The following is a 19,460-nucleotide window of genomic DNA, read 5'->3' as shown; positions in this document are numbered from 1 at the left end:
ACACCCCGTCGACCTCGGAAAACAGGCCGCCCCAGGCCCCGTTGGAAGGAAACATCCTCATGAAGGCGCTCCTGTCGTCGAAGCCGGTCCTCTGGTTCCTGTTCCTGTTCAACCTCGTCGTCGCCGCGGTCGCCCCGTTCGTCGTCGACGGCGCGCAGGGCGTCGCGACCGCGGTCGGCATGGGAGTCGTCTCCCTCGGAGCGGGCAGCGCCCTTCTCAAGGGCCGCAAGCAGGGGCAGCACGCCGCCTGAGCCGGCCCCCCTTCGGCGGGCGCCTGAGCCCGACCCCTTTCAGCGGGTGCCTGAGTCCGCCCGTCGGACGGGCGCCCTCACAGCGCCCGCAGCGCCGCCGCCGTAGCCCGGGCCAGGCTCGCCAGGTACCCCTTCGGCAGCTTGGGCCCGCGGACCACCACCGCCCGCCAGTACAGCGGGCCCGACATGAGGTCGAGCGCGAGTTCCTGGTCGATCCCCTCGCGCACCTCGCCCCGCGCGGCCGCAGCCGCGACGATCCCGCTCGCCACTCCCTGCTGGCCTTCCCGCAGCGCCTTCTGCATGGCTTCCGCGATGTCGGGGTTGCGGGCCGCCTCCGCCTGGAGGTCCGGGATGATCTGGCCCGCCACGGGGTGGCGCAGCGCGCGGGAGGTGACCTCGTACAGCAGGCGCAGGTCGCCCTCCAAGGAGCCCGTGTCGGGGGCGGGCAGTCCCTGGACCGCGATGGCGGAGACCAGGTCGAGCACCAGGTGCAGTTTCGAACGCCATCGCCGGTACACCGCCGTCTTGCCGACGCCCGCGCGGCGCGCGATGCCCTCGATGGACATGCGGGCGTAGCCGACGGCCGCGAGCTCCTCGAAAACGGCGGCCCGGATCGCCTCGGTCACGTCCTCGCGCAGCACGGCCGCCCCCGCCGGAGCCCTACGACGCGGGGCCTTCCCGGCAGCACTCCCCGCATTCGCGGCGGCACTCGTGGTGTCGGCGTTCGTCGTCATGCCCTCCAGCATAGGGCGTTACGACGAAACGGTTGCGTTCCGACGTCGAGAAGCCCTAGTCTCGCGTTGCGACGATACGGTCCCGTCCCGACGTAAGAAACTGGCAAAGCGGCAGTTAAGAAACGTCAAGGACGGCCCGCGCATCCCACCCCCCGAGCGAAAGCAGCGGATGTGAGCCAGGTCCTCCACACACCGCCGACGTCGGTTGCCCCCACCGACGATCCCGCGGCGCTCGCCGCCCGGTACGGCCTCACCGTCAGCGGCGCCCGCCCGACGCTGCCGGAATACGTCCGCCAGCTCTGGGCACGGCGTCACTTCATCACCGCCTTCGCCACCGCCAAGCTCACCGCCCAGTACAGCCAGGCGAAGCTCGGCCAGGTCTGGCAGGTGGCGAACCCGCTGCTGAACGCGGCGGTCTACTACTTCATCTTCGGTGTGCTGCTCGGCACCAAGCACGGCGTGCCGGACTTCGTGCCGTTCCTGGTCACCGGCGTCTTCATCTGGACCTTCACACAGAGCTCGATCATGGCGGGCACCCGGGCGATCTCCGGCAGCCTCGGCCTGGTCCGCGCCCTGCACTTCCCGCGGGCCGCGCTGCCGGTGTCGTACGCCATCCAGCAGCTCCAGCAGCTGCTGTTCTCGATGGCCGCGCTGGTCGTCATCCTGCTCTGCTTCGGCATCCCGGTGAGCGCGTCGTGGCTGCTCGTCGTGCCCATCCTGACGCTGCAGTTCGTCTTCAACGTGGGCGTGGCGATGGTCATGGCGCGCATGGGCGCCAAGACGCCGGACATCGCGCAGCTCATGCCGTTCGTGCTGCGCACCTGGATGTACGTCTCCGGTGTCATGTGGAGCATCGCCTCGACGCTCAAGCACAGCCACATGCCGCACTGGGCGATGGTCGCCCTGGAGAGCAACCCGGCCGCCGTCTACATCGACCTGACGCGCTACGCGCTGATCGACAGCTTCCACGCCCACCAGCTGCCGCACCACGTGTGGGCGCTGGCGATCGGCTGGGCGCTGCTCGCCGGAGTCGGCGGCTTCATCTACTTCTGGAAGGCCGAGGAGACGTACGGACGTGGCTGACATGGCTGACACCCTCACGCAGGACGCGCGGCCCCAGGGCGCGGCCGGCAGCGCCGACGCGCTCGTCCCCACCGTCGTCGCCGACCACGTGGACATCGTCTACCGGGTCAACGGCACCGGCGCGGGGCGGGGCAGCGCCACCGCCGCGCTCAACCGCATGCTGCGGCGCAAGCAGACCGAGAAGGCCGCGGGCGTACGCAAGGTGCACGCCGTCAAGGACGTGTCCTTCACCGCCTACCGCGGCGAGGCCATCGGGCTGATCGGCACCAACGGCTCGGGCAAGTCCACCCTGCTCAAGGCGGTCGCCGGCCTCCTTCCCGTGGAGAACGGCAAGATCTACACCGACGGCCAGCCCTCGCTGCTCGGCGTCAACGCGGCCCTGATGAGCGACCTCACGGGTGAGCGGAACGTCTACCTCGGCGGGCTCGCCATGGGCATGTCCCGCGAGCAGGTCAGGGACCGTTACCAGGAGATCGTCGACTTCTCCGGCATCAACGAGAAGGGCGACTTCATCACTCTCCCGATGCGGACGTACTCCTCCGGGATGGCGGCGCGGCTGCGGTTCTCCATCGCGGCGGCCAAGGACCACGACGTGCTGATGATCGACGAGGCCCTCGCCACGGGGGATCGCTCCTTCCAGAAGCGCTCCGAGGAGCGGATCCGGGAGTTGCGCAAGAGCGCGGGCACCGTGTTCCTGGTGAGCCACAACAACAAGTCGATCCGGGACACGTGCGACCGCGTGCTCTGGCTGGAGCGGGGGGAGCTTCGGCTGGACGGGCCCACGGAGGATGTGCTCGCGGAGTACGAGAAGTTCACGGGGAAGTAGGGGCGACTCAGGGGGTGCGGGGAACTGCTCGATGCCGGCCGCGAGTTCGTCGTGGCCGGTCGCGCAGTTCCCCGCGCCCCTTCGGGGCGCCTCCGCTCACCTCTCCAAGAAGGTGAACAGGTCTTCCCACCTGCGGACGATCTCGTCCGTCGTGTAGCGCTGGATGTTGACGCGAGCCGCCTCGCCCACGCGGTCGCGCAGGTCCTTGTCGGACATCAGGGTGTCGAGGCGGCGGGCCAGTTCGCCGGTGTTGCCCAGGGCCGCGAGGAGACCGTCCTCGCCGTCCTGGATGATCTCGTGCACGCCGGGCGCGCAGTCGAAGGCGGCACACGGCAGGGCGGTCGCCATGGCCTCCATGAGGGCGAGGGGGAAGCCCTCGCCGCGGGAGGACAGGACGAAGACGGAGCCGCCGCGCAGGGCGCCGGGCACGTCGCTGGTACGGCCCATCCACTCGACGGAGTCGTCGAGGCCGAGGGCGGTGCACTGCTTCTTGAGGATCTCCTCGTCCTCGCCGGAGCCGAAGATCCGCAAGGTCCAGTCGGGATGGCGGGGCGCCACCTCTGCCCAGGTGTCCAGGAGCATGTCGATGCCCTTCTGGTCCGAGAGCCGGCCGACGCTGACGACGACGTTCTCGGTGCGCGACGAGGGCACCTCGGGCATGAAGGGGATCGGGTTCGGCATGAAGGACGCGTTGTCGAGGCCCTGGCGGATCCACAGGTCGGCGTCCTCGCGGGTGAGCGCGAGCATCCGGTCGACGTCCTTGTAGTGCTTCTGCACCCGCCCGAAGCGCGAGGTCGCCTTCGAGTACGCGAAGGACTCGTGGCTCATGCCGATGACGGTCAGGCCCGTGGTGTCGGCGAGCTCCACCCACTCCATCGCCCACACCTGCGTGACGATCACGACGGCGCCGGGACGCGCGGCCCGGAACAGCCGGGTCAGCTTGGCGGCCTGCTCGCGCATTCCGGTGGCCCGTTCAGTACGCAGCCTGCGCTCGGTGACGTTGAGCCGCCCCTTGATGCCGCGCGCGGAGCCCACGCGCGGCGGGTGGACGTCGTACAACGTCGTGGTGGGGTACGGGAGTTCGCCGAGCTCCTGGACGACCGCTGGCTCGGTGATGCCGATGACGTGGACGCGGTGGCCGCGCTCGGTGAACAGCCGGGCCATCTGGTGCGACCAGCTGGTCACCCCGCCGAGCTCGTCGACGCTGTTGGAGACGAAGAAGACGTCCCGCTCGCTGTACGCGGTCACGCGCGCCTCCACTGGGAGAAGAACTGGTCGACGATGCTCTGCGCGGCGTTGCCCTGGTCGAACTCGCCGAAGTCGGCGACGAACCGCTCGCGCGGGGCCGCGTACTTCACCTTCTGCTCCTCCAGCGAGTCCAGGACCGCGTGCAGCTCGTCCTCGGTGCGGACGACCGGGCCGGGGGCCCTCTCCAGCAGGTCGAAGTAGGTTCCGCGGCCCTCGTGCACGTACTCGTCGTAGTCGTACGTGAAGAAGAACATCGGGCGGTCGAGGAGGGAGTAGTCGAACATCACGGACGAGTAGTCGGTGATCAGACCGTCGGCGAGCGCCAGCAGGGGGGTCATGTCGTGGTAGTCCGTCACGTCGATGATCCGGCCGCGCACGGAGGGCGGCAGCACGACGTGGTTGAGGTAGTGCGAGCGGACCAGGAGGACATAGCGGTCGCCGAAGGTGTCGGCGAAGCGTTCCACGTCGAAGGGCAGCTCGAACCGGCGCTTGCCGCCGCGCTGCCGGAAGGTCGGCGCGTACAGCAGGATCTGCTTGTCCTCCGGGATGCCGAACTCGGCCGCCAGTGCGCCGCGCTCCCGCTGCCCGGTGGCCTCCTCGCGCTGCTTGGCCTGGACGAGCGCGTCGTTGCGCGGGTAGCCCACCCGCAGCAGCGTCCGCTCCTGGAGCCGGAACGCCCGCGCGAGAGTGCGCACGTCGTGCTCGGAGCGGATCAGGAAGCGGTCGAAGCGGTCGAGGGTGCTCTGCTGCTCAGCCTGCTCCTCACGGGACTTGAGCTTCCACTCCGGCTCGTCGAAGCCCATCCGCTTGAGCGCCGAACCGTGCCAGGTCTGGATGTACGTCGTCTCGGGCCGCTTGGCGACCTTCAGCGGGTAGCTCTGGTTGTCCACCCAGTACTCGGCCTGCGCGAGCGCCTTGAGGTACGGCAGCGACCAGCGGCGTACGAGGGTGGCGTCCTCCGGGAAGCCCTGGGGACTGTCCGCGTAGGCCCACACGGCCTCGAACTCGATGCCCTGGCGGCGCATCTCCTCGTAGATGGCCTTGGGGCTGTCGCTGTACTGCCGGCCCAGGTGGCTCTCGAAGACGACGAGGCCCTTCTTGACCGGCAGGCGGCTGAACACGTCGTGGTAGACGCGGAGCTTGGTGTCACCGGAGGCGAGTTCCTTGCGCAGCGCCTTGGCCTTGCGGTAGCCGGTCTTGGCGAGCCGCCCGGTCGGGCCCTGCACACCGCGCTGGACGAGTTCGATGGCCTTCTTGTCCGGGACGAGCCGGAAGGAGAGGTGGCCGCGGGAGGAGACCTCGGGCTCGATGCGGTCGGCGACCAGCCGGGTGAGGCGGGGCCGGACGGGCAGGTGCCCCTGGGCCAGCTCGGGCTCGGAGGCCGTGAGCCGGGTCGTGGTGCGGACCGTCCCCGCGCCTTCGCCCTCACCGGCGACGGCGAGGTGGAGGCGTACATCCCAGACCGCGTCCACGATGCCGACCGGGCGCAGGCCCTTGGTGAGGTCGGCCGAGCCCTCCCAGGCGATGGCCTCGCCCTCGTGGCGCACGGTGGCCACGGGGAAGCGGAAGGTCTGGAAGCGCACGCCCGGACGGCGGGCGTAGAACTCCAGCTGCGCGGAGAGCCGGGCGTCGGGCGGGATCACACCGAGCGGGTTGGTGATGCGCCCGGCCAGCCGGACGGTGCCGTCGGCCTCCGCGTATCCGGTCAGCGCGTTGCGCAGGAACATCTTCTCGACCGGCTTGGTGTGGTAGCCGAGCTCGGTGACGTCCAGGACGTGCCGGGCGAAGGCGTCGTGCTCGATGTGCTCGGCACACCAGTACACGCGTCCCTCGTGCTCGACGAGCGGCGAGGAGATCTTGTCGCGGTTGCTGAGCGTGTCCACGGCGGGCAGCAGGTTGTCCCAGTCCCTCTCGTGGAGGAGGTACGCGCAGATGGCGTGGATCGGCTCGATCTCGTCGAAGGCGATGCGGTCGATCGACTCCAGGTAGGCGCGCGCGATCTGCGCGAACTCCTGGCGGTAGGTCTCGTCACGGAAGGGCAGCTCGCGCAGGTGCAGCACCAGGTCGTGCTTGAGCCACTTGACGTCCTTGGCGAACTTCAGCTCCAGCAGGCCATGATCGGCGAGGAGCTGGTCGACCCTGCGGTGGATCTCCATGCGGTGCGTGAAGTTGGCGATCTCGTCACGCCGATTGCTGATGGACTTCACGGCCGTCTTCGGCTTGTCCACGATCCGCCACTCGTACACCCGGTTCGGGATGAGCGTGATGCGGCGGGCGGCCACATAGGCCTGCGCGGAGAACAGCAGGTCCTCGTAGTGGATCCCGACCGGGAACTGAAGGCCCTCATCGAGCAGGAACTGCCTGCGGTAGCACTTGTTCGTCGACAGCGTGTCGAAGACCAGCAGGTCGGGCAGCTCGGAGATGGACTCCAGGGTGCGGGTGCGGTCGTACAGCCAGGGGTACCACTTGACCTCCTTGCCGGCTCGCGAGTCGACGTGCACACGCACGCACAGGCCGGAGACGAGGTCGGCGCCGGTGGACTCGGCGGCCTCCAGCATGTTGCGGCAGGCGTTGCGCTCCAGGACGTCATCACTGTCGAGGAAGAGGACGTAGTCGCCGCGGGCCTGCTGGATGCCGTGGTTGCGGGGGGCGCCGCAGCCGCCGCTGTTCTCGGGCAGCCTGAAGGCCCGGACGCGGTCCGGGTGCGCGGCGGCCAGCCGCTGCGCCACGTCGTACGAGCCGTCCGTACTGCGGTCGTCGACGATCACGACCTCGACACCACGCAGGGTCTGGTCGAGAACGGAGCGCACGGCCGTGGTCAGCCGGGACGCGTCGTTGTAGACGATCACGACCACGGACACGGCGGGCACGGCTGCTGTTTCTGCTGGCGGGCAGGGGTGATCCACACTCATCCTATTAATGCTAGACATTCCTGATGGTTCAACCTAGGCGATCTAGTCCATTTGCGTATCACCTAGGTAGATGCTGATCGCCAGCAAAGGGTTGCGGGTGACTGTCTAACGGCTGTGTTTCACCTGTTCGAACACCCAGGTGCGGTACACCAGGAAACGGAACGCCGAGGCCAGCACGATCGACAGCGCCTTGGCCAGGTTAGAGCCGAGCGGGGTGTCCATGCCCAGGCCGTGGTAGCCGACGTAGAACAGCGCGCTCTCCATGATGACACCGATGCCGCTGAAGGCGAAGAACAGGACGATCTGGCGTCGGGTGCGCGAGGCCCGGTCACGGTAGGCGAAGAAGCGGAAGCCGAGGTAGTTGCTGCCCATGGCGACACAGCTGGCGATGACCGTGGCGGCCATCGGGGCCCACTTCAGGCCGTGCAGGAGGAGGTTGAAGACCAGGAAGTTGACTGCGATACCGCTACCGCCGACGGCCCCGAACTTCACCACTTCGAGGACGATCCGCCGGGTCCTTTCGATCGCCCCGGGAGGAGTGGCGGGAGGTGCGGGCTGGGCCGGTGCGGGGGCCTGCCGGCCTACACGGGCCCGCCCCTCGGAGAGGTTCACAGTCACAATTGTCCCTTTTATCAGCAATAGGTAAATTCCAGTTCCGGTTTTCCCGAGAGATCTGCAAGAGCGAGGCAAGAGGGCGGGCGAAACGCTTGCGCCTACCTGCACAAATGGGGGCAGCCCCGGCCATCCCGGCCGGGGCTGCCCCCATCGACGTACATCCGATCGAGTGAAACAAGTGCACTCACCAGTGAGTCAAGCGCACCCAGAGGTGACCTACGAGTGCACCGGCGCCATCTACGAGTGCGTCCGCAGGAGCGTCCGCATCGTGCGCATCGCCACCGAAAGGTTCGCCAGGTCGAACGAGTCCGAGGTCTGGATCTCCTCCAGGGTGGTGCGGGCGCGGCCCAGGATCGCGGCGTTCTTCTCCTCCCAGGCCTTGAAGCGCTGCTCCGGGGTCGAGGTGCCGTTGCCGACGGCGAGCACGTCCGCGGTGAGCGCCGCATGGGCCGCGTACAGGTCCTCGCGGATCGAGGCGCGGGCCATGGACTGCCAGCGGTCGGCACGCGGGAGCTCGATGATGCGGTCCATGAGCTGGGTGATGTTCAGGCGGTCGGCGAGGTCGTAGTAGACCTCGGCGACGGACATCGGGTTCTTGCCCGTGCGGTCGGCCACCGCGACGATGTCCAGCGTCGGGAAGGCCGAGGAGAACCCGGCCACGTGCGTGGCGAGCTCCTCGGGGACGCCGGCGCCCGCCAGCTCCTCGAAGATCTGCTGGTACCACTCCAGGTCCGCACCGCGCAGCAGCTTGGGCAGCTCGCCCCAGACCTGCGCGACCCCCTCGCGGAAGAAGGAGATGTTCTCGGCGAGCTGGAGCGGCTGCGGCCGGTTGTTGAGCAGCCAGCGCGTGCCCCGCTCGACGAGACGGCGCGAGTGCAGCCGGATCCTGGTCTGGACATCGGCGGCGACGACATTGTCGAGCGCCTCCACCGCGTCCCACACCTTGCTCGACTCGAAGATCGCGCGGGCCGCGGTCTGCGCCCGGACGATCTCCTCCAGGGACGCGCCCGTCTCCTCACGGAGGCGGTGCAGGAAGCTCGTACCACCGGTGTTGACCGTGTCGTTGACCAGAATGGTCGTCACGATCTCGCGGCGCAGCGCGTGCGCCTCGATCTGCTCGCGGAACTTCTCGCGCAGCGCGGTGGGGAAGTACGCGAACAGCAGCTTCTGCAGGTGCGGGTCGTCGGGCAGCGAGGTGGCGAGCAGCTCGTCGGCGACGGTGATCTTCGTGTACGCGAGGAGCACGGCCGTCTCCGGACCGGTCAGGCCCTGCCCGGAGTTGAGCCGCTCACGGATCTGCCGCTCGTTGGGCAGGAACTCCAGCGCCCGGTCGAGGTGGCCCTCCCTGACCAGGAAGCGCAGGAAGCGCTGCTGGGCGTGGAGCATGCTCGGCGACTGGGCAAGCGCGTTGGCGATCGCCACGTTCTGCGCGTAGTTGTTGCGCAGGACCAGCGCGCCGACCTCGTCGGTCATCTCGGCGAGCAGCTTGTTGCGCTGCTTGACCGTCAGATCGCCGTTGCTCACGACAGCGTTGAGCAGGATCTTGATGTTCACCTCGTGGTCGGAGGTGTCCACGCCCGCGCTGTTGTCGATGGCGTCGGTGTTGATCTTGCCGCCGTGCTGCGCGAACTCGATCCGGCCCAGCTGGGTCAGACCGAGGTTGCCGCCCTCGCCGACGACCTTGACGCGCAGGTCGGCGCCGTCGACGCGGATGGCGTCGTTGGCCTTGTCGCCGACGTCCGCGTGGGACTCGGCGGACGACTTGACGTACGTACCGATGCCGCCGTTCCACAGCAGGTCGACCGGCGCCTGCAGGATCGCCTTCATCAGGTCGGCCGGGGTCATCTTCATGACACCGGCCTCGATGCCGAGGGCCTCACGGACGTGCGCGTTGACCGGGATCGCCTTGGCCGTCCGCGGGAAGACTCCGCCACCGGCCGAGATCAGCTCGGTGTTGTAGTCGGCCCAGGACGAGCGCGGCAGCTCGAAGAGACGACGGCGCTCGGCGTACGAGGTCTCCGCGTCCGGGGTCGGGTCGAGGAAGATGTGCCGGTGGTCGAAGGCGGCGACCACGCGGATGTGCTCGGAGAGCAGCATGCCGTTGCCGAACACGTCACCGGACATGTCACCGACGCCGACGACGGTGAAGTCCTCGGTCTGGGTGTTGACGCCCAGCTCCCGGAAGTGCCGCTTCACGGACTCCCAGGCACCGCGCGCGGTGATGCCCATCTTCTTGTGGTCGTATCCGGCGGAGCCGCCGGAGGCGAAGGCGTCCCCGAGCCAGAAGTTGTAGCTCTCGGCGACCTCGTTGGCGATGTCGGAGAAGGTCGCGGTGCCCTTGTCGGCGGCGACGACGAGATAGGTGTCCTCCCCGTCGTGCCGGACCACGTCCACCGGAGGTACGACGGCACCGGCGACCAGGTTGTCGGTGATGTCGAGCAGCGCCGAGATGAAGGTCCGGTAGCTGCGGATGCCCTCCGCGAGCCAGGCGTCGCGGTCCACGGACGGGTCGGGCAGCTGCTTGGCGACGAAGCCGCCCTTGGCGCCGACGGGCACGATGACGGTGTTCTTCACCATCTGTGCCTTGACCAGGCCCAGGATCTCCGTCCGGAAGTCCTCGCGCCGGTCGGACCAGCGCAGACCACCGCGCGCGACCTTGCCGAAGCGCAGGTGCACGCCCTCCACCTTCGGCGAGTACACCCAGATCTCGTACGCCGGTCGCGGCGCCGGCAGGTCCGGGATGGCCTGCGGGTCGAACTTCATGGAGACGTACTCGTGCGGCTTGCCGCCCAGCGCCTCCTGGAAGAAGTTGGTGCGCAGGGTCGCCTTGATGAGGGTGAGGAAGGAGCGCAGGATCCGGTCCTCGTCCAGGCTGGCCACCTGGTCGAGAGCGGCGTCCAGCTCCTCCATCAGCGCGTCGGTCAGCTCGACACCCGCGTGCTGGCGCTCCGGCGACATCCGCGCCTCGAAGAGGGAGACCAGCAGCCGCGTGGTGTGGACATTGTTTCGGAGGGTGTCCTCCATGTAGTCCTGGCTGAAGGTGGAGCCCGCCTGGCGCAGGTACTTGGCGTACGCGCGCAGCACCATCGCCTGCCGCCAGGACAGCCCGGCGCTCAGCACGAGGGCGTTGAAGCCGTCGTTCTCGGCCTCGCCGGTCCAGGTGGCGGCGAAGGCTTCCTGGAAGCGCTCACGGCCGTCGTCGCCGAGGTAGTCGCCGTTGCCGTTCAGCGACTTGGGCAGACGCAGCCCGAAGTCGTAGATCCAGGCCGTCGTACGGTCCGAGCAGCGCAGCTCGTACGGGCGCTCGTCGGTGACCTCGACACCCATGCGGTTGAGGGCCGGCAGGACCGCGGACAGGGAGACCTGCTCACCGGTGCGGTAGATCTTGAAGCGGCGCTCGCCGGGACCGGCACCGACCGGCTCGTACAGGCTGAGCGCGAAGTCCTTACTCCGGTCGCGGGTGAGCTTCTCCAGGTGGACCAGGTCGGCGACCGCGGCGCGCGGCGTGTGGTCGGCCTTGTAGCCCTCGGGGAACGCGCTGCCGTAGCGGCGCAGCAGCTCGGCCGCGCGCTCCTCGCCGCACTCGGCGTTCAGCGCCTCGGCGAAACCGTCGGCCCAGGAGCGGGCGGCCTCGACGAGCCGTACCTCGAGCCTGTCCTTGTCGGCGTCGCTGAGCTGCGCCAGCTCGGTGCCCTGCGGGACACGGACCACGAAGTGCAGCCGGGAGAGGATCGACTCGGTGTTCCAGGCCGTGAAGTCGACGCTGGTGCCGTTCAGCTCCTCCTTCAGGATGTCGATGATCCTGAGGCGCACTCCGGTGGTGTAGCGGTCGCGCGGGAGGTAGACGAGGGCCGAGTAGTAGCGGCCGTACTCGTCCTGGCGCAGGTAGAGGCGCAGCCGGCGCCGCTCCTGGAGGTAGAGGACGCTGGTGACGATGGAGCGCAGCTCGTCGGCGGGCGTCTGGAAGAGCTCGTCGCGGGGGTAGGTCTCCAGGATCTGGAGCAGGTCGCGGCCGTCGTGGCTGTTGGGCGAGAAGCCCGCGCCCTTGAGGACCTCCTCGACCTTGCGGCGGACCACGGGGACGCGGCGCACGGACTCGGTGTACGCGGCCGAGGAGAACAGGCCCAGGAAGCGCCGCTCACCGACGACGTTGCCCTCGGCGTCGAACTTCTTCACACCGATGTAGTCGAGGTAGGACGGCCGGTGCACGGTGGCGCGGCTGTTGGCCTTGGTGAGGACGAGCAGCTTGTGCTCACGGGCCTTGGCGCGGGCGTCGGCGGGCAGCCGCTCGAAGGACGGGCTGACCGGGTGACTGTCGTCACCGCCGTGCTGCGGGTCGGAGCGCAGGATGCCGAGTCCGGTGCCGGGGACGGCGGCCAGCGAGTCGTCGTCGTGCAGCTCGTACTCGCGGAACCCCAGGAAGGTGAAGTGGTCGTCCGAGAGCCAGCGCAGCAGCTCACGGGCCTCCTCGACCTCCAGGTCACGCAGGTCGTCGGCGGTCGGCTCGGTGGGCAGTTCCTCCGCGATGCGCAGCGCGGCGTCGCGCATCTTCTCCCAGTCCTCGACGGCCTCGCGGACGTCGGACAGGACACGCAGCAGATCGGCGGTGATCTGCTTCAGGTCGGCACGGTCGGTCTCACGGTCGATCTCGACGTGGATCCAGGACTCGACGTGCGCGTCGTGCGGCAGATCCTCGATGGTCGGCCGGCCGGGCAGCACCTCGATGAGCTCGCCGGTCAGATCGCGCCGTACGACGAACTGCGGGTGGATGACGAGGTGGATGCCGCGGCCCTGCCGGGACAGCTCGTTGGTGACCGAGTCGACGAGGAAGGGCATGTCGTCGGTCACGACCTCGACGACGGAGTGGCTGCAGGTCCAGCCGTTCTCCTCGACGGTGGGCGTGTGCACTCGGACGTTGGCCGTGCCCTGGGGGCGGTTCTCGGCCAGTCGGTAGTGGGAGAAGGCGGCTCCGAAGACATCGACCGGGTCGCGGTCGGTCAGGTCCTCCGGGGCGGTGTGCAGGTAGTAGCGCTGGAGGAACGCGAGCACGGTGTCCTTGTCCGGAGTGCCCTCGCTCGTCGTCCCAGTCGGTAGGTGCCCCCCGACCGGGCTGTTCTCAGCTACCCGGGCAGCCCTCTCGAGCAGCTCGGCCTTGGCTTCGTCCAGCTTGGTCTGCATTGTCCTCTGGCTCCTGTCGCGCGCCGTTGCGTGACGTAGAAGGAAGTACGGTCTCTTCTCCGACGTAACGCCGTGACGCGGGGTGTCCGGTCTGGTCCGACGCTATGCCGCATGGAGAGATGAGCGGGGTGGTATCGGCCATTCTCGGCACCTGCGGCGACTGTGACGCTGATCTCTGCGTCGTCCGTCCCCGGGGTGTCCGCGGCCTACGGAGCACGCTCACGATTCCGCTTGCGTCCACGTTCCCGCTGGTGCTTGCCGCGGTCGCCGCTCCGTCCCGCCCATGAAGATCAGCGATCGCCGCCCGGTCACGGATGTCGTCCGTGCGCTCCGGGCGCGAGGCAGGGGCAACTGGGCCCCCGCGAGATATCGCGCTGATCACGCCACCAGGCTATCGCTCCCTACCCGGGGCCCGTCATGAGCCGTATGTGTACAAAACCGGGGGTGGAACTTTGACAGTATGCACAGGGACGAAAGGGACGGGAACGTGCAGTCATCCGGCAACCCTCTCCTGCGGCACCACGTTGACGAGGACGGTGGGGCAGAGGCGGAATAGAGCTGTAGCCCCTCTGAAGTCCCGCTGGGACCTGCTGGGACCTGCTGGGACCTGCTGGGACCTGCTGGGCCCCGCTGGGACCTGCTGGGACCGCTGGGCCCCGCTGAAGCTCCACCGAAGCTCCACCGAAGGGAGCGGCACCGACATGACACCGAAGATCCTGATGGTCACCGGCGACGCGGCGGAATCACTGGAGGTCCTGTACCCCTACCAGCGCCTGCGCGAGGAGGGCTACGAGGTCCATATCGCGGCCCCCACCCGCAAGCAGCTCCGCTTCGTGGTCCACGACTTCGAACCCGGCTTCGACACGTACACGGAGAAGCCCGGCTACACCTGGCCCGCCGACCTCGCGTTCTCGGAGGTCGACCCCGGTCAGTACGCCGCCGTGGTGATCCCGGGCGGCCGCGCGCCCGAGTACCTCCGCAACGACCCCGAACTCCGCAAGATCCTCAAGTCCTTCTTCGACGCCGACAAGCCCGTGGCCCAGATCTGCCACGGTCCGCTCCTCACGGCCGCCGCCGACGCCCTGCGCGGCCGCCGCGTCACCGCCTACCCGGCGCTGGAACTGGACATGCAGGCCGCCGGAGCGACCTTCCAGGACGCGGAGGCGGTGGTCGACGGCACCCTCGTCTCCGCCCGCGCCTGGCCGGACCACCCGGCCTGGATGCGCGAGTTCCTCACGGTGCTGAGGACGAAGGCGCCGGTGGACTGAACGACTCGGGGGCGGTGACGTGGGAGGTGCGAGCCGGGTACGCGGCTCAGCACCGGCGAGATCTGCGCCGGGTACGCGGCTGCCGCGCCGGCGAGGGGCGCCGCACACCCCGGGCGCCGCCGCGCACCCCGCTCAGCGAGCTCGAACAACAGGCCTACGCCGCCATCAGTCGCTCGGCCTCCTCGACCGCCTCCTCCAGGCTGTCCACCACGGGTACGCCGACCCCTTCGAGGCTGGCGCGACTGTGCGAACCGCCGGTGTAGAGCACGGCCCGCGCCCCCACGTGCAGGGCGGCCACCGCGTCGTCGGCGGCGTCCCCGATCACCACCGTGCGCCCCGGGTCCACGCCCGCGAGCGAACCTATGTGCCGCACCATGTGCTCGGCCTTGCTGCCGCCGGAGGGCCCGACCCGCCCCTCCACCCGCACGAAGTGCGGCTCGATCCCGAACCCCCTGACCAGCGGCACCAGTTCCTCATGCACATACATGCTCAACAGCGACTGGCTGCGCCCCGCCGACCGCCAGTCCGCGAGCAACGTCGTCGCGCCCTCGGTGAGCTCGCACGTGATGCGGTGCTCCGCGTAGTACCGATGGAAGGTCTCGTCCATGACCACCCATTCGGCATCGGTCGGCAGCCGTCCCATCAGCCGCTCGTAGAACTTCGGCACCGGCACGCAGTACAGCTCCCGGTACCGCTCCAGCGTGAGCGGCTCCAACCCCAACTCGGCGAACGCCGCGTTCGTCGCCCCGATGATCGCGGCGTTGTCGTGGAACAGCGTCCCGTTCCAGTCCCACACGATGTGCGCTGCTGCGCCCTGCTTCCCCATACCAAGAAACTACCCGCCCGCACTGACAACGCCCCTCGGCGCAGGCTCAGTCCTCCAGCCCCACCAGGTTGGGAATCTCCTGCGTCGCGAACCACAACAACTCGTGGTCCTCGGCCCCGTCCACGATGAACTGCGCGTCGTCGTCCCCGTGATCGGCCGCCCCGAGCGCGTCCACGGCGGCCGAGACATCCTCCCCGGCGTCATCGGCGTCCACGTGCACCGCGGCCGCCTTGGACAGGGCCACGGGACCCGACACCCGCACCTCACCGAGCGCCACCGGATCGAGCCCCCGGTCGGGATCGGCGACCGCGGCCCGGTCGGGTACGTCGACCGCGACGACCACCCGCCGCCGCACGGCGCCCGGCTCCCCCGCGAGCAGCCGCAGCGAGGCCAGCGCGGCCCGGTTCAGCGCCGCGTACTCGAGTTCCTCGATGTCGTCGGAGAGATACCACTCGCGCAACGCGGGCGTGACGGCGTACGCGACGACCGGTCCCGCCGCCAGCTCCCCCGTCTTGTACGCCTCGGCGAGACCGGAGAGGGTCAGGGGGACGTAGACGCGCATGACTGGCCGCTTTCGTAGTCGGGAGGGTTCCCGGGTCGGAGGGCTCCCGGAAGGGCGGTCCCGCGCCTCCCGGGAAGGCCTTCAGGATACGTGCGGGCGTCCCCTTTCGGGTCCCGGTCCCTCCCCCGTACGGCGTCCACCCCCGGCCCGCGATTCACCCGGTGCATCCCTGCCCCGCCAGGCCTCCCACCCCTCCCGCTCACTCTGATAGGTGAACCTTCCGGCCGCCGCGGCGCGCGCAGGGCGTCCTTGCGGGGGCCCGCTCCCGCCTCGTAGAAGATCCCCAACACGAAGTTACCGCCCGGTATCAACCGGTCGCGGCGAGCGGCGCCGACGCATGAACGGGGACGACGCATGAACAAGGTGATGACCAGGACGAAGCGCCGCCCGGGCACCCGCCCACCCGGCCGCCACGACACCCGCCGCCCCGGCACCACACCACCGCGCACCCCGGGCGCGGGCGCACCCCGCCCGGCCCCGGGAGACAGCCCACCGCAGGCGCCCCCGGCGGAGGCCGCGTCCCGCACCCTCCTCCTGCCCCCACCGGTCGACCACCCGCGGCCGTCACCGCCGTCCTCGCCGCCGCCGCAGCCCCGCCCCACCGACCTCTTCGCCGACCGCCTCCTCGCCGTGCTCAGCGGCCAACGCCCCGTCCACTGCATGCTGCGCCACACCGCGGGCCGGGCTTACGACGAGCTGGCCTGGCTCGCCGAACGCGGCCCCCTGCGCACCCGCGGCACCCGCCCGGTCGTCCGCGACATCGGCTACTACGTGCCACGGCCCGGCGCGATCGAGGCCTTCGCCCGCATCGGCGCGGGCGACCGGCTCCGCGCGATGGCCTTCCGCCTGGAACAGGGCCCCGACCTGCGCTGGCGCTGCACGGCGGTGGAACTGGGCGGCCCCCGCATGCCCCGCCCGGACGACGACTGAGCAGCTCCTGGGGCCCGGAACGCCCCACTGGAAACTCCCGCGGGCCCCTGAACCCGCGCTGAGCAACGCAAAGGGCCGGACACCCACAGGTGCCCGGCCCTTCACCACCACTCAGCTCTCGTCAGCTCTCGCGAGCCGATCGGTCACTTCTTGCGGCGCCGCCCGTTGCTCTTCTGCTGCTTGCGCCGCTCCGCGCGCGTGAGGCCGTCCGCCTCGGAACGCACGGGCTCGTCGTCGTCGCTGGCGAAGTCGCCCTCGACGATGCCGCCCTCCCCGTCCACGGTCGGTGCGGAGAAGTGCAGCCGGTCGGGACGCTGCGGGGCGTCGAGCCCCTTGGCGCGGATCTCGGGACGCGCACCCGCGGGCACGACGTCCTCCTTCTTCTCCAGCGACGGCGCGGCGTCCTCGACCGGGACCTCCTCGACCTGCTGCTCGACCTGGACCTCCAGGTTGAACAGATAGCCGACGGACTCCTCCTTGATGCCGTCCATCATGGCGGAGAACATGTCGAAGCCCTCGCGCTGGTACTCGACCAGCGGGTCCTTCTGCGCCATGGCGCGCAGGCCGATGCCCTCCTGGAGGTAGTCCATCTCGTAGAGGTGCTCGCGCCACTTGCGGTCGAGGACCGACAGGACGACCCGCCGCTCCAGCTCCCGCATGATCTCGGAGCCGAGCTGCTCCTCACGGGCCGCGTACTGCTCGTGGATGTCGTCCTTGATGGACTCGGAGATGAACTCGGCGGTCAGACCGGCACGGTCACCGGCCGCCTCCTCCAGCTCGTCGACGGTGACCTTCACCGGGTAGAGCTGCTTGAAGGCGCCCCACAGCCGGTCCACGTCCCACTCCTCGGCGAAGCCCTCGGCGGTCTCGGCCGCGATGTAGGCGTCGATCGTGTCGTCCGTGAAGTGCTGGATCTGATCCTGGAGGTCCTCGCCCTCCAGGACGCGGCGGCGCTCGCCGTAGATGACCTCGCGCTGCCGGTTGAGCACCTCGTCGTACTTCAGAACGTTCTTGCGCGTCTCGAAGTTCTGCTGCTCGACCTGCGACTGGGCGGAGGCGATCGCGCGCGTGACCATCTTGTTCTCGATCGGCACGTCGTCCGGCACGTTGGCCATCGACATCACGCGCTCGACCATCTGGGCCTTGAACAGCCGCATCAGGTCGTCACCGAGCGACAGGTAGAAGCGGGACTCGCCCGGGTCGCCCTGACGGCCGGAACGACCGCGCAGCTGGTTGTCGATACGACGCGACTCGTGGCGCTCGGTGCCCAGCACATAGAGGCCGCCGAGCTCCTTGACCTCTTCGAACTCCGCCTTGACGGCCTGCTCGGCCTTCTCCAGGGCGGCGGGGAGGGCTGCGGCCCACTCCTCGATGTGCTCCTCGGGGTCGAGGCCACGCTGACGCAGCTCCGCCTCAGCGAGGTCGTCCGGGTTTCCGCCGAGCTTGATGTCCGTGCCTCGGCCGGCCATGTTCGTGGCGACGGTCACGGCGCCCCGGCGGCCGGCCTGGGCGATGATCGGGGCCTCACGGTCGTGCTGCTTCGCGTTCAGCACCTCGTGCTGGATGCCCCGCTTCGAGAGCTGCTGCGAAAGGTACTCGGACTTCTCGACCGACGTCGTACCGACGAGGATCGGCTGGCCCTTCTCGTGCTTCTCGGCGATGTCGTCGACCACCGCGTCGAACTTGGCGACCTCGGTGCGGTAGATCAGGTCCGACTGGTCCTTGCGGACCATCGGCTTGTTGGTCGGGATCGGGACGACGCCGAGCTTGTAGATCTGGTGGAACTCGGCGGCCTCGGTCATCGCCGTACCGGTCATGCCGGAGAGCTTGCTGTAGAGGCGGAAGAAGTTCTGCAGGGTGATCGTGGCGAGCGTCTGGTTCTCGTCCTTGATGTCCACCCCTTCCTTCGCCTCGATCGCCTGGTGCATGCCCTCGTTGTAGCGGCGGCCGGCGAGGATACGGCCGGTGTGCTCGTCGACGATCATGACTTCGCCGTCGATGACGACGTAGTCCTTGTCCTTCTTGAAGAGCTCCTTGGCCTTGATGGCGTTGTTCAGGTAGCCCACCAGCGGCGTGTTCACCGACTCGTACAGGTTGTCGATGCCCAGCCAGTCCTCGACCTTGGAGACGCCGGGCTCATGGATGGCGACGGTGCGCTTCTTCTCGTCGACCTCGTAGTCCCCGGTCTCCTCGAGGCCCTTGAGGGAGTTGCCGGCCTCGCCCTTCTTCAGCCGGGTGACCAGCTTGGCGAAGTCGCCGTACCACTTGGTGGCCTGGTCGGCCGGGCCGGAGATGATGAGCGGCGTACGGGCCTCGTCGACGAGGATGGAGTCGACCTCGTCGACGATCGCGAAGTTGTGGCCCCGCTGGACGAGTTCGTCCTGCGACCAGGCCATGTTGTCGCGCAGGTAGTCGAAGCCGAACTCGTTGTTCGTGCCGTACGTGATGTCGCACGCGTACTGCTCGCGGCGCTGGGCCGGCGTCATGTTGGCGAGGATGCAGCCGACGCTCAGACCCAGGAACTTGTGGACGCGACCCATCATCTCGGAGTCGCGCTCGGCCAGGTAGTCGTTGACCGTGATCAGGTGAACGCCGTCTCCGGAGAGGGCGTTCAGATACGCGGGCAACGTGCCGACGAGGGTCTTGCCCTCGCCGGTCTTCATCTCCGCGACGTAGCCGAGGTGGAGCGCGGCGCCACCCATCATCTGCACGTCGTAGTGACGCTGACCGAGGGCGCGCTTGGCGGCCTCACGCACGGTGGCGAAGGCCTCGGGGAGCAGGTCGTCCAGGCTCTCCCCATCCGCATACCGCTGCTTGTACTCATCAGTGAGGGCGCGCAGCTCGGCGTCGGAGAGGTCGACGAAGTCCTCTTCGATGGAGTTGACCTGGTCCGCGATGCGGTGCAGCTTGCGCAGGATCTTGCCTTCGCCTGCACGCATGATCTTCGAGAGGACGGACACGGGGGTTTGTCTCCTTGCCGGTCGGGCCTGGGACGGTCGGGTTCAATGTCAGATTCAAATCACAGCT

Annotated in this window: 13 protein-coding genes; 5 read left to right on the top strand and 8 right to left on the bottom strand. The window is 69.0% G+C overall.

Annotated features, from left to right (window positions below):
- Positions 1 to 59 precede the first annotated feature (59 nt).
- A complete protein-coding gene (locus ACFVWD_RS38460; RefSeq protein ID WP_389602647.1) occupies positions 60 to 251 on the top strand; it encodes a hypothetical protein in 192 nt (63 codons plus the stop codon).
- A gap of 77 nt (positions 252 to 328) precedes the next feature.
- On the opposite strand, the gene ACFVWD_RS38455 is transcribed toward ACFVWD_RS38460, so the two are convergent.
- On the bottom strand, positions 329 to 985 hold the full coding sequence (locus ACFVWD_RS38455) for a TetR/AcrR family transcriptional regulator (RefSeq protein WP_389602646.1): 657 nt from the start codon (positions 983 to 985) through the stop codon (positions 329 to 331).
- Positions 986 to 1,156: 171 nt separating this feature from the next.
- On the opposite strand from ACFVWD_RS38455, the gene ACFVWD_RS38450 reads away from it, so the two are divergent.
- Both ACFVWD_RS38450 and ACFVWD_RS38445 read left to right on the top strand, forming a co-directional pair.
- Positions 1,157 to 2,068: an ABC transporter permease gene (locus tag ACFVWD_RS38450; protein WP_389602645.1), complete on the top strand. Its 912-nt coding sequence runs from the start codon at positions 1,157 to 1,159 to the stop codon at positions 2,066 to 2,068.
- Between the two features lies 1 nt (position 2,069).
- Positions 2,070 to 2,894: an ABC transporter ATP-binding protein gene (locus ACFVWD_RS38445; protein WP_389602664.1), complete on the top strand. Its 825-nt coding sequence runs from the start codon at positions 2,070 to 2,072 to the stop codon at positions 2,892 to 2,894.
- A gap of 96 nt (positions 2,895 to 2,990) precedes the next feature.
- On the opposite strand, the gene ACFVWD_RS38440 is transcribed toward ACFVWD_RS38445, so the two are convergent.
- The 4 genes from ACFVWD_RS38440 to ACFVWD_RS38425 form a co-directional block, all read right to left on the bottom strand.
- Complete coding sequence (locus ACFVWD_RS38440; protein ID WP_389602644.1) at positions 2,991 to 4,142, bottom strand: glycosyltransferase; 1,152 nt, start codon at positions 4,140 to 4,142, stop codon at positions 2,991 to 2,993.
- A complete protein-coding gene (locus ACFVWD_RS38435) occupies positions 4,139 to 7,054 on the bottom strand; it encodes a CDP-glycerol glycerophosphotransferase family protein (RefSeq protein ID WP_389602643.1) in 2,916 nt (971 codons plus the stop codon). The genes ACFVWD_RS38440 and ACFVWD_RS38435 overlap by 4 nt, the downstream gene beginning before the upstream one ends.
- Positions 7,055 to 7,159: 105 nt before the next feature.
- Complete coding sequence (locus tag ACFVWD_RS38430) at positions 7,160 to 7,666, bottom strand: GtrA family protein (protein WP_389602642.1); 507 nt, start codon at positions 7,664 to 7,666, stop codon at positions 7,160 to 7,162.
- A gap of 240 nt (positions 7,667 to 7,906) precedes the next feature.
- Complete coding sequence (locus ACFVWD_RS38425; RefSeq protein ID WP_389602641.1) at positions 7,907 to 12,847, bottom strand: NAD-glutamate dehydrogenase; 4,941 nt, start codon at positions 12,845 to 12,847, stop codon at positions 7,907 to 7,909.
- A gap of 701 nt (positions 12,848 to 13,548) precedes the next feature.
- Between ACFVWD_RS38425 and ACFVWD_RS38420 the strand changes: the two genes are divergently transcribed.
- Positions 13,549 to 14,115 (top strand): DJ-1/PfpI family protein, encoded by a 567-nt coding sequence (locus ACFVWD_RS38420; protein ID WP_168492169.1) that lies wholly within the window; start codon positions 13,549 to 13,551, stop codon positions 14,113 to 14,115.
- Positions 14,116 to 14,269: 154 nt separating this feature from the next.
- On the opposite strand, the gene ACFVWD_RS38415 is transcribed toward ACFVWD_RS38420, so the two are convergent.
- Positions 14,270 to 14,941 carry an HAD family hydrolase gene (locus ACFVWD_RS38415; protein ID WP_389602640.1) on the bottom strand — a complete coding sequence of 224 codons (672 nt, stop codon included), beginning with the start codon at positions 14,939 to 14,941 and terminating at the stop codon, positions 14,270 to 14,272.
- A gap of 46 nt (positions 14,942 to 14,987) precedes the next feature.
- Entirely contained in the window at positions 14,988 to 15,503 is a 516-nt protein-coding gene (locus ACFVWD_RS38410; protein WP_054229599.1) for a DUF6912 family protein, read from the bottom strand.
- A gap of 354 nt (positions 15,504 to 15,857) precedes the next feature.
- Here ACFVWD_RS38410 and ACFVWD_RS38405 point away from each other — a divergent pair, with 354 nt between their 5' ends.
- Positions 15,858 to 16,433 carry an Rv3235 family protein gene (locus ACFVWD_RS38405; protein WP_389602639.1) on the top strand — a complete coding sequence of 192 codons (576 nt, stop codon included), beginning with the start codon at positions 15,858 to 15,860 and terminating at the stop codon, positions 16,431 to 16,433.
- A 143-nt stretch (positions 16,434 to 16,576) separates the two neighbouring features.
- Here ACFVWD_RS38405 and secA read toward each other — a convergent pair whose 3' ends face one another.
- On the bottom strand, positions 16,577 to 19,393 hold the full coding sequence (gene secA / locus ACFVWD_RS38400) for a preprotein translocase subunit SecA (RefSeq protein ID WP_389602638.1): 2,817 nt from the start codon (positions 19,391 to 19,393) through the stop codon (positions 16,577 to 16,579).
- Positions 19,394 to 19,460: the final 67 nt, after the last annotated feature.

Origin of the sequence: Streptomyces sp. NPDC058086 (assembly GCF_042885015.1) — a bacterium.
GTDB lineage: Bacteria > Actinomycetota > Actinomycetes > Streptomycetales > Streptomycetaceae > Streptomyces.
Note: the sequence above shows the minus strand (reverse complement) of the source record. Positions and strands in the feature narration are given on the sequence as shown.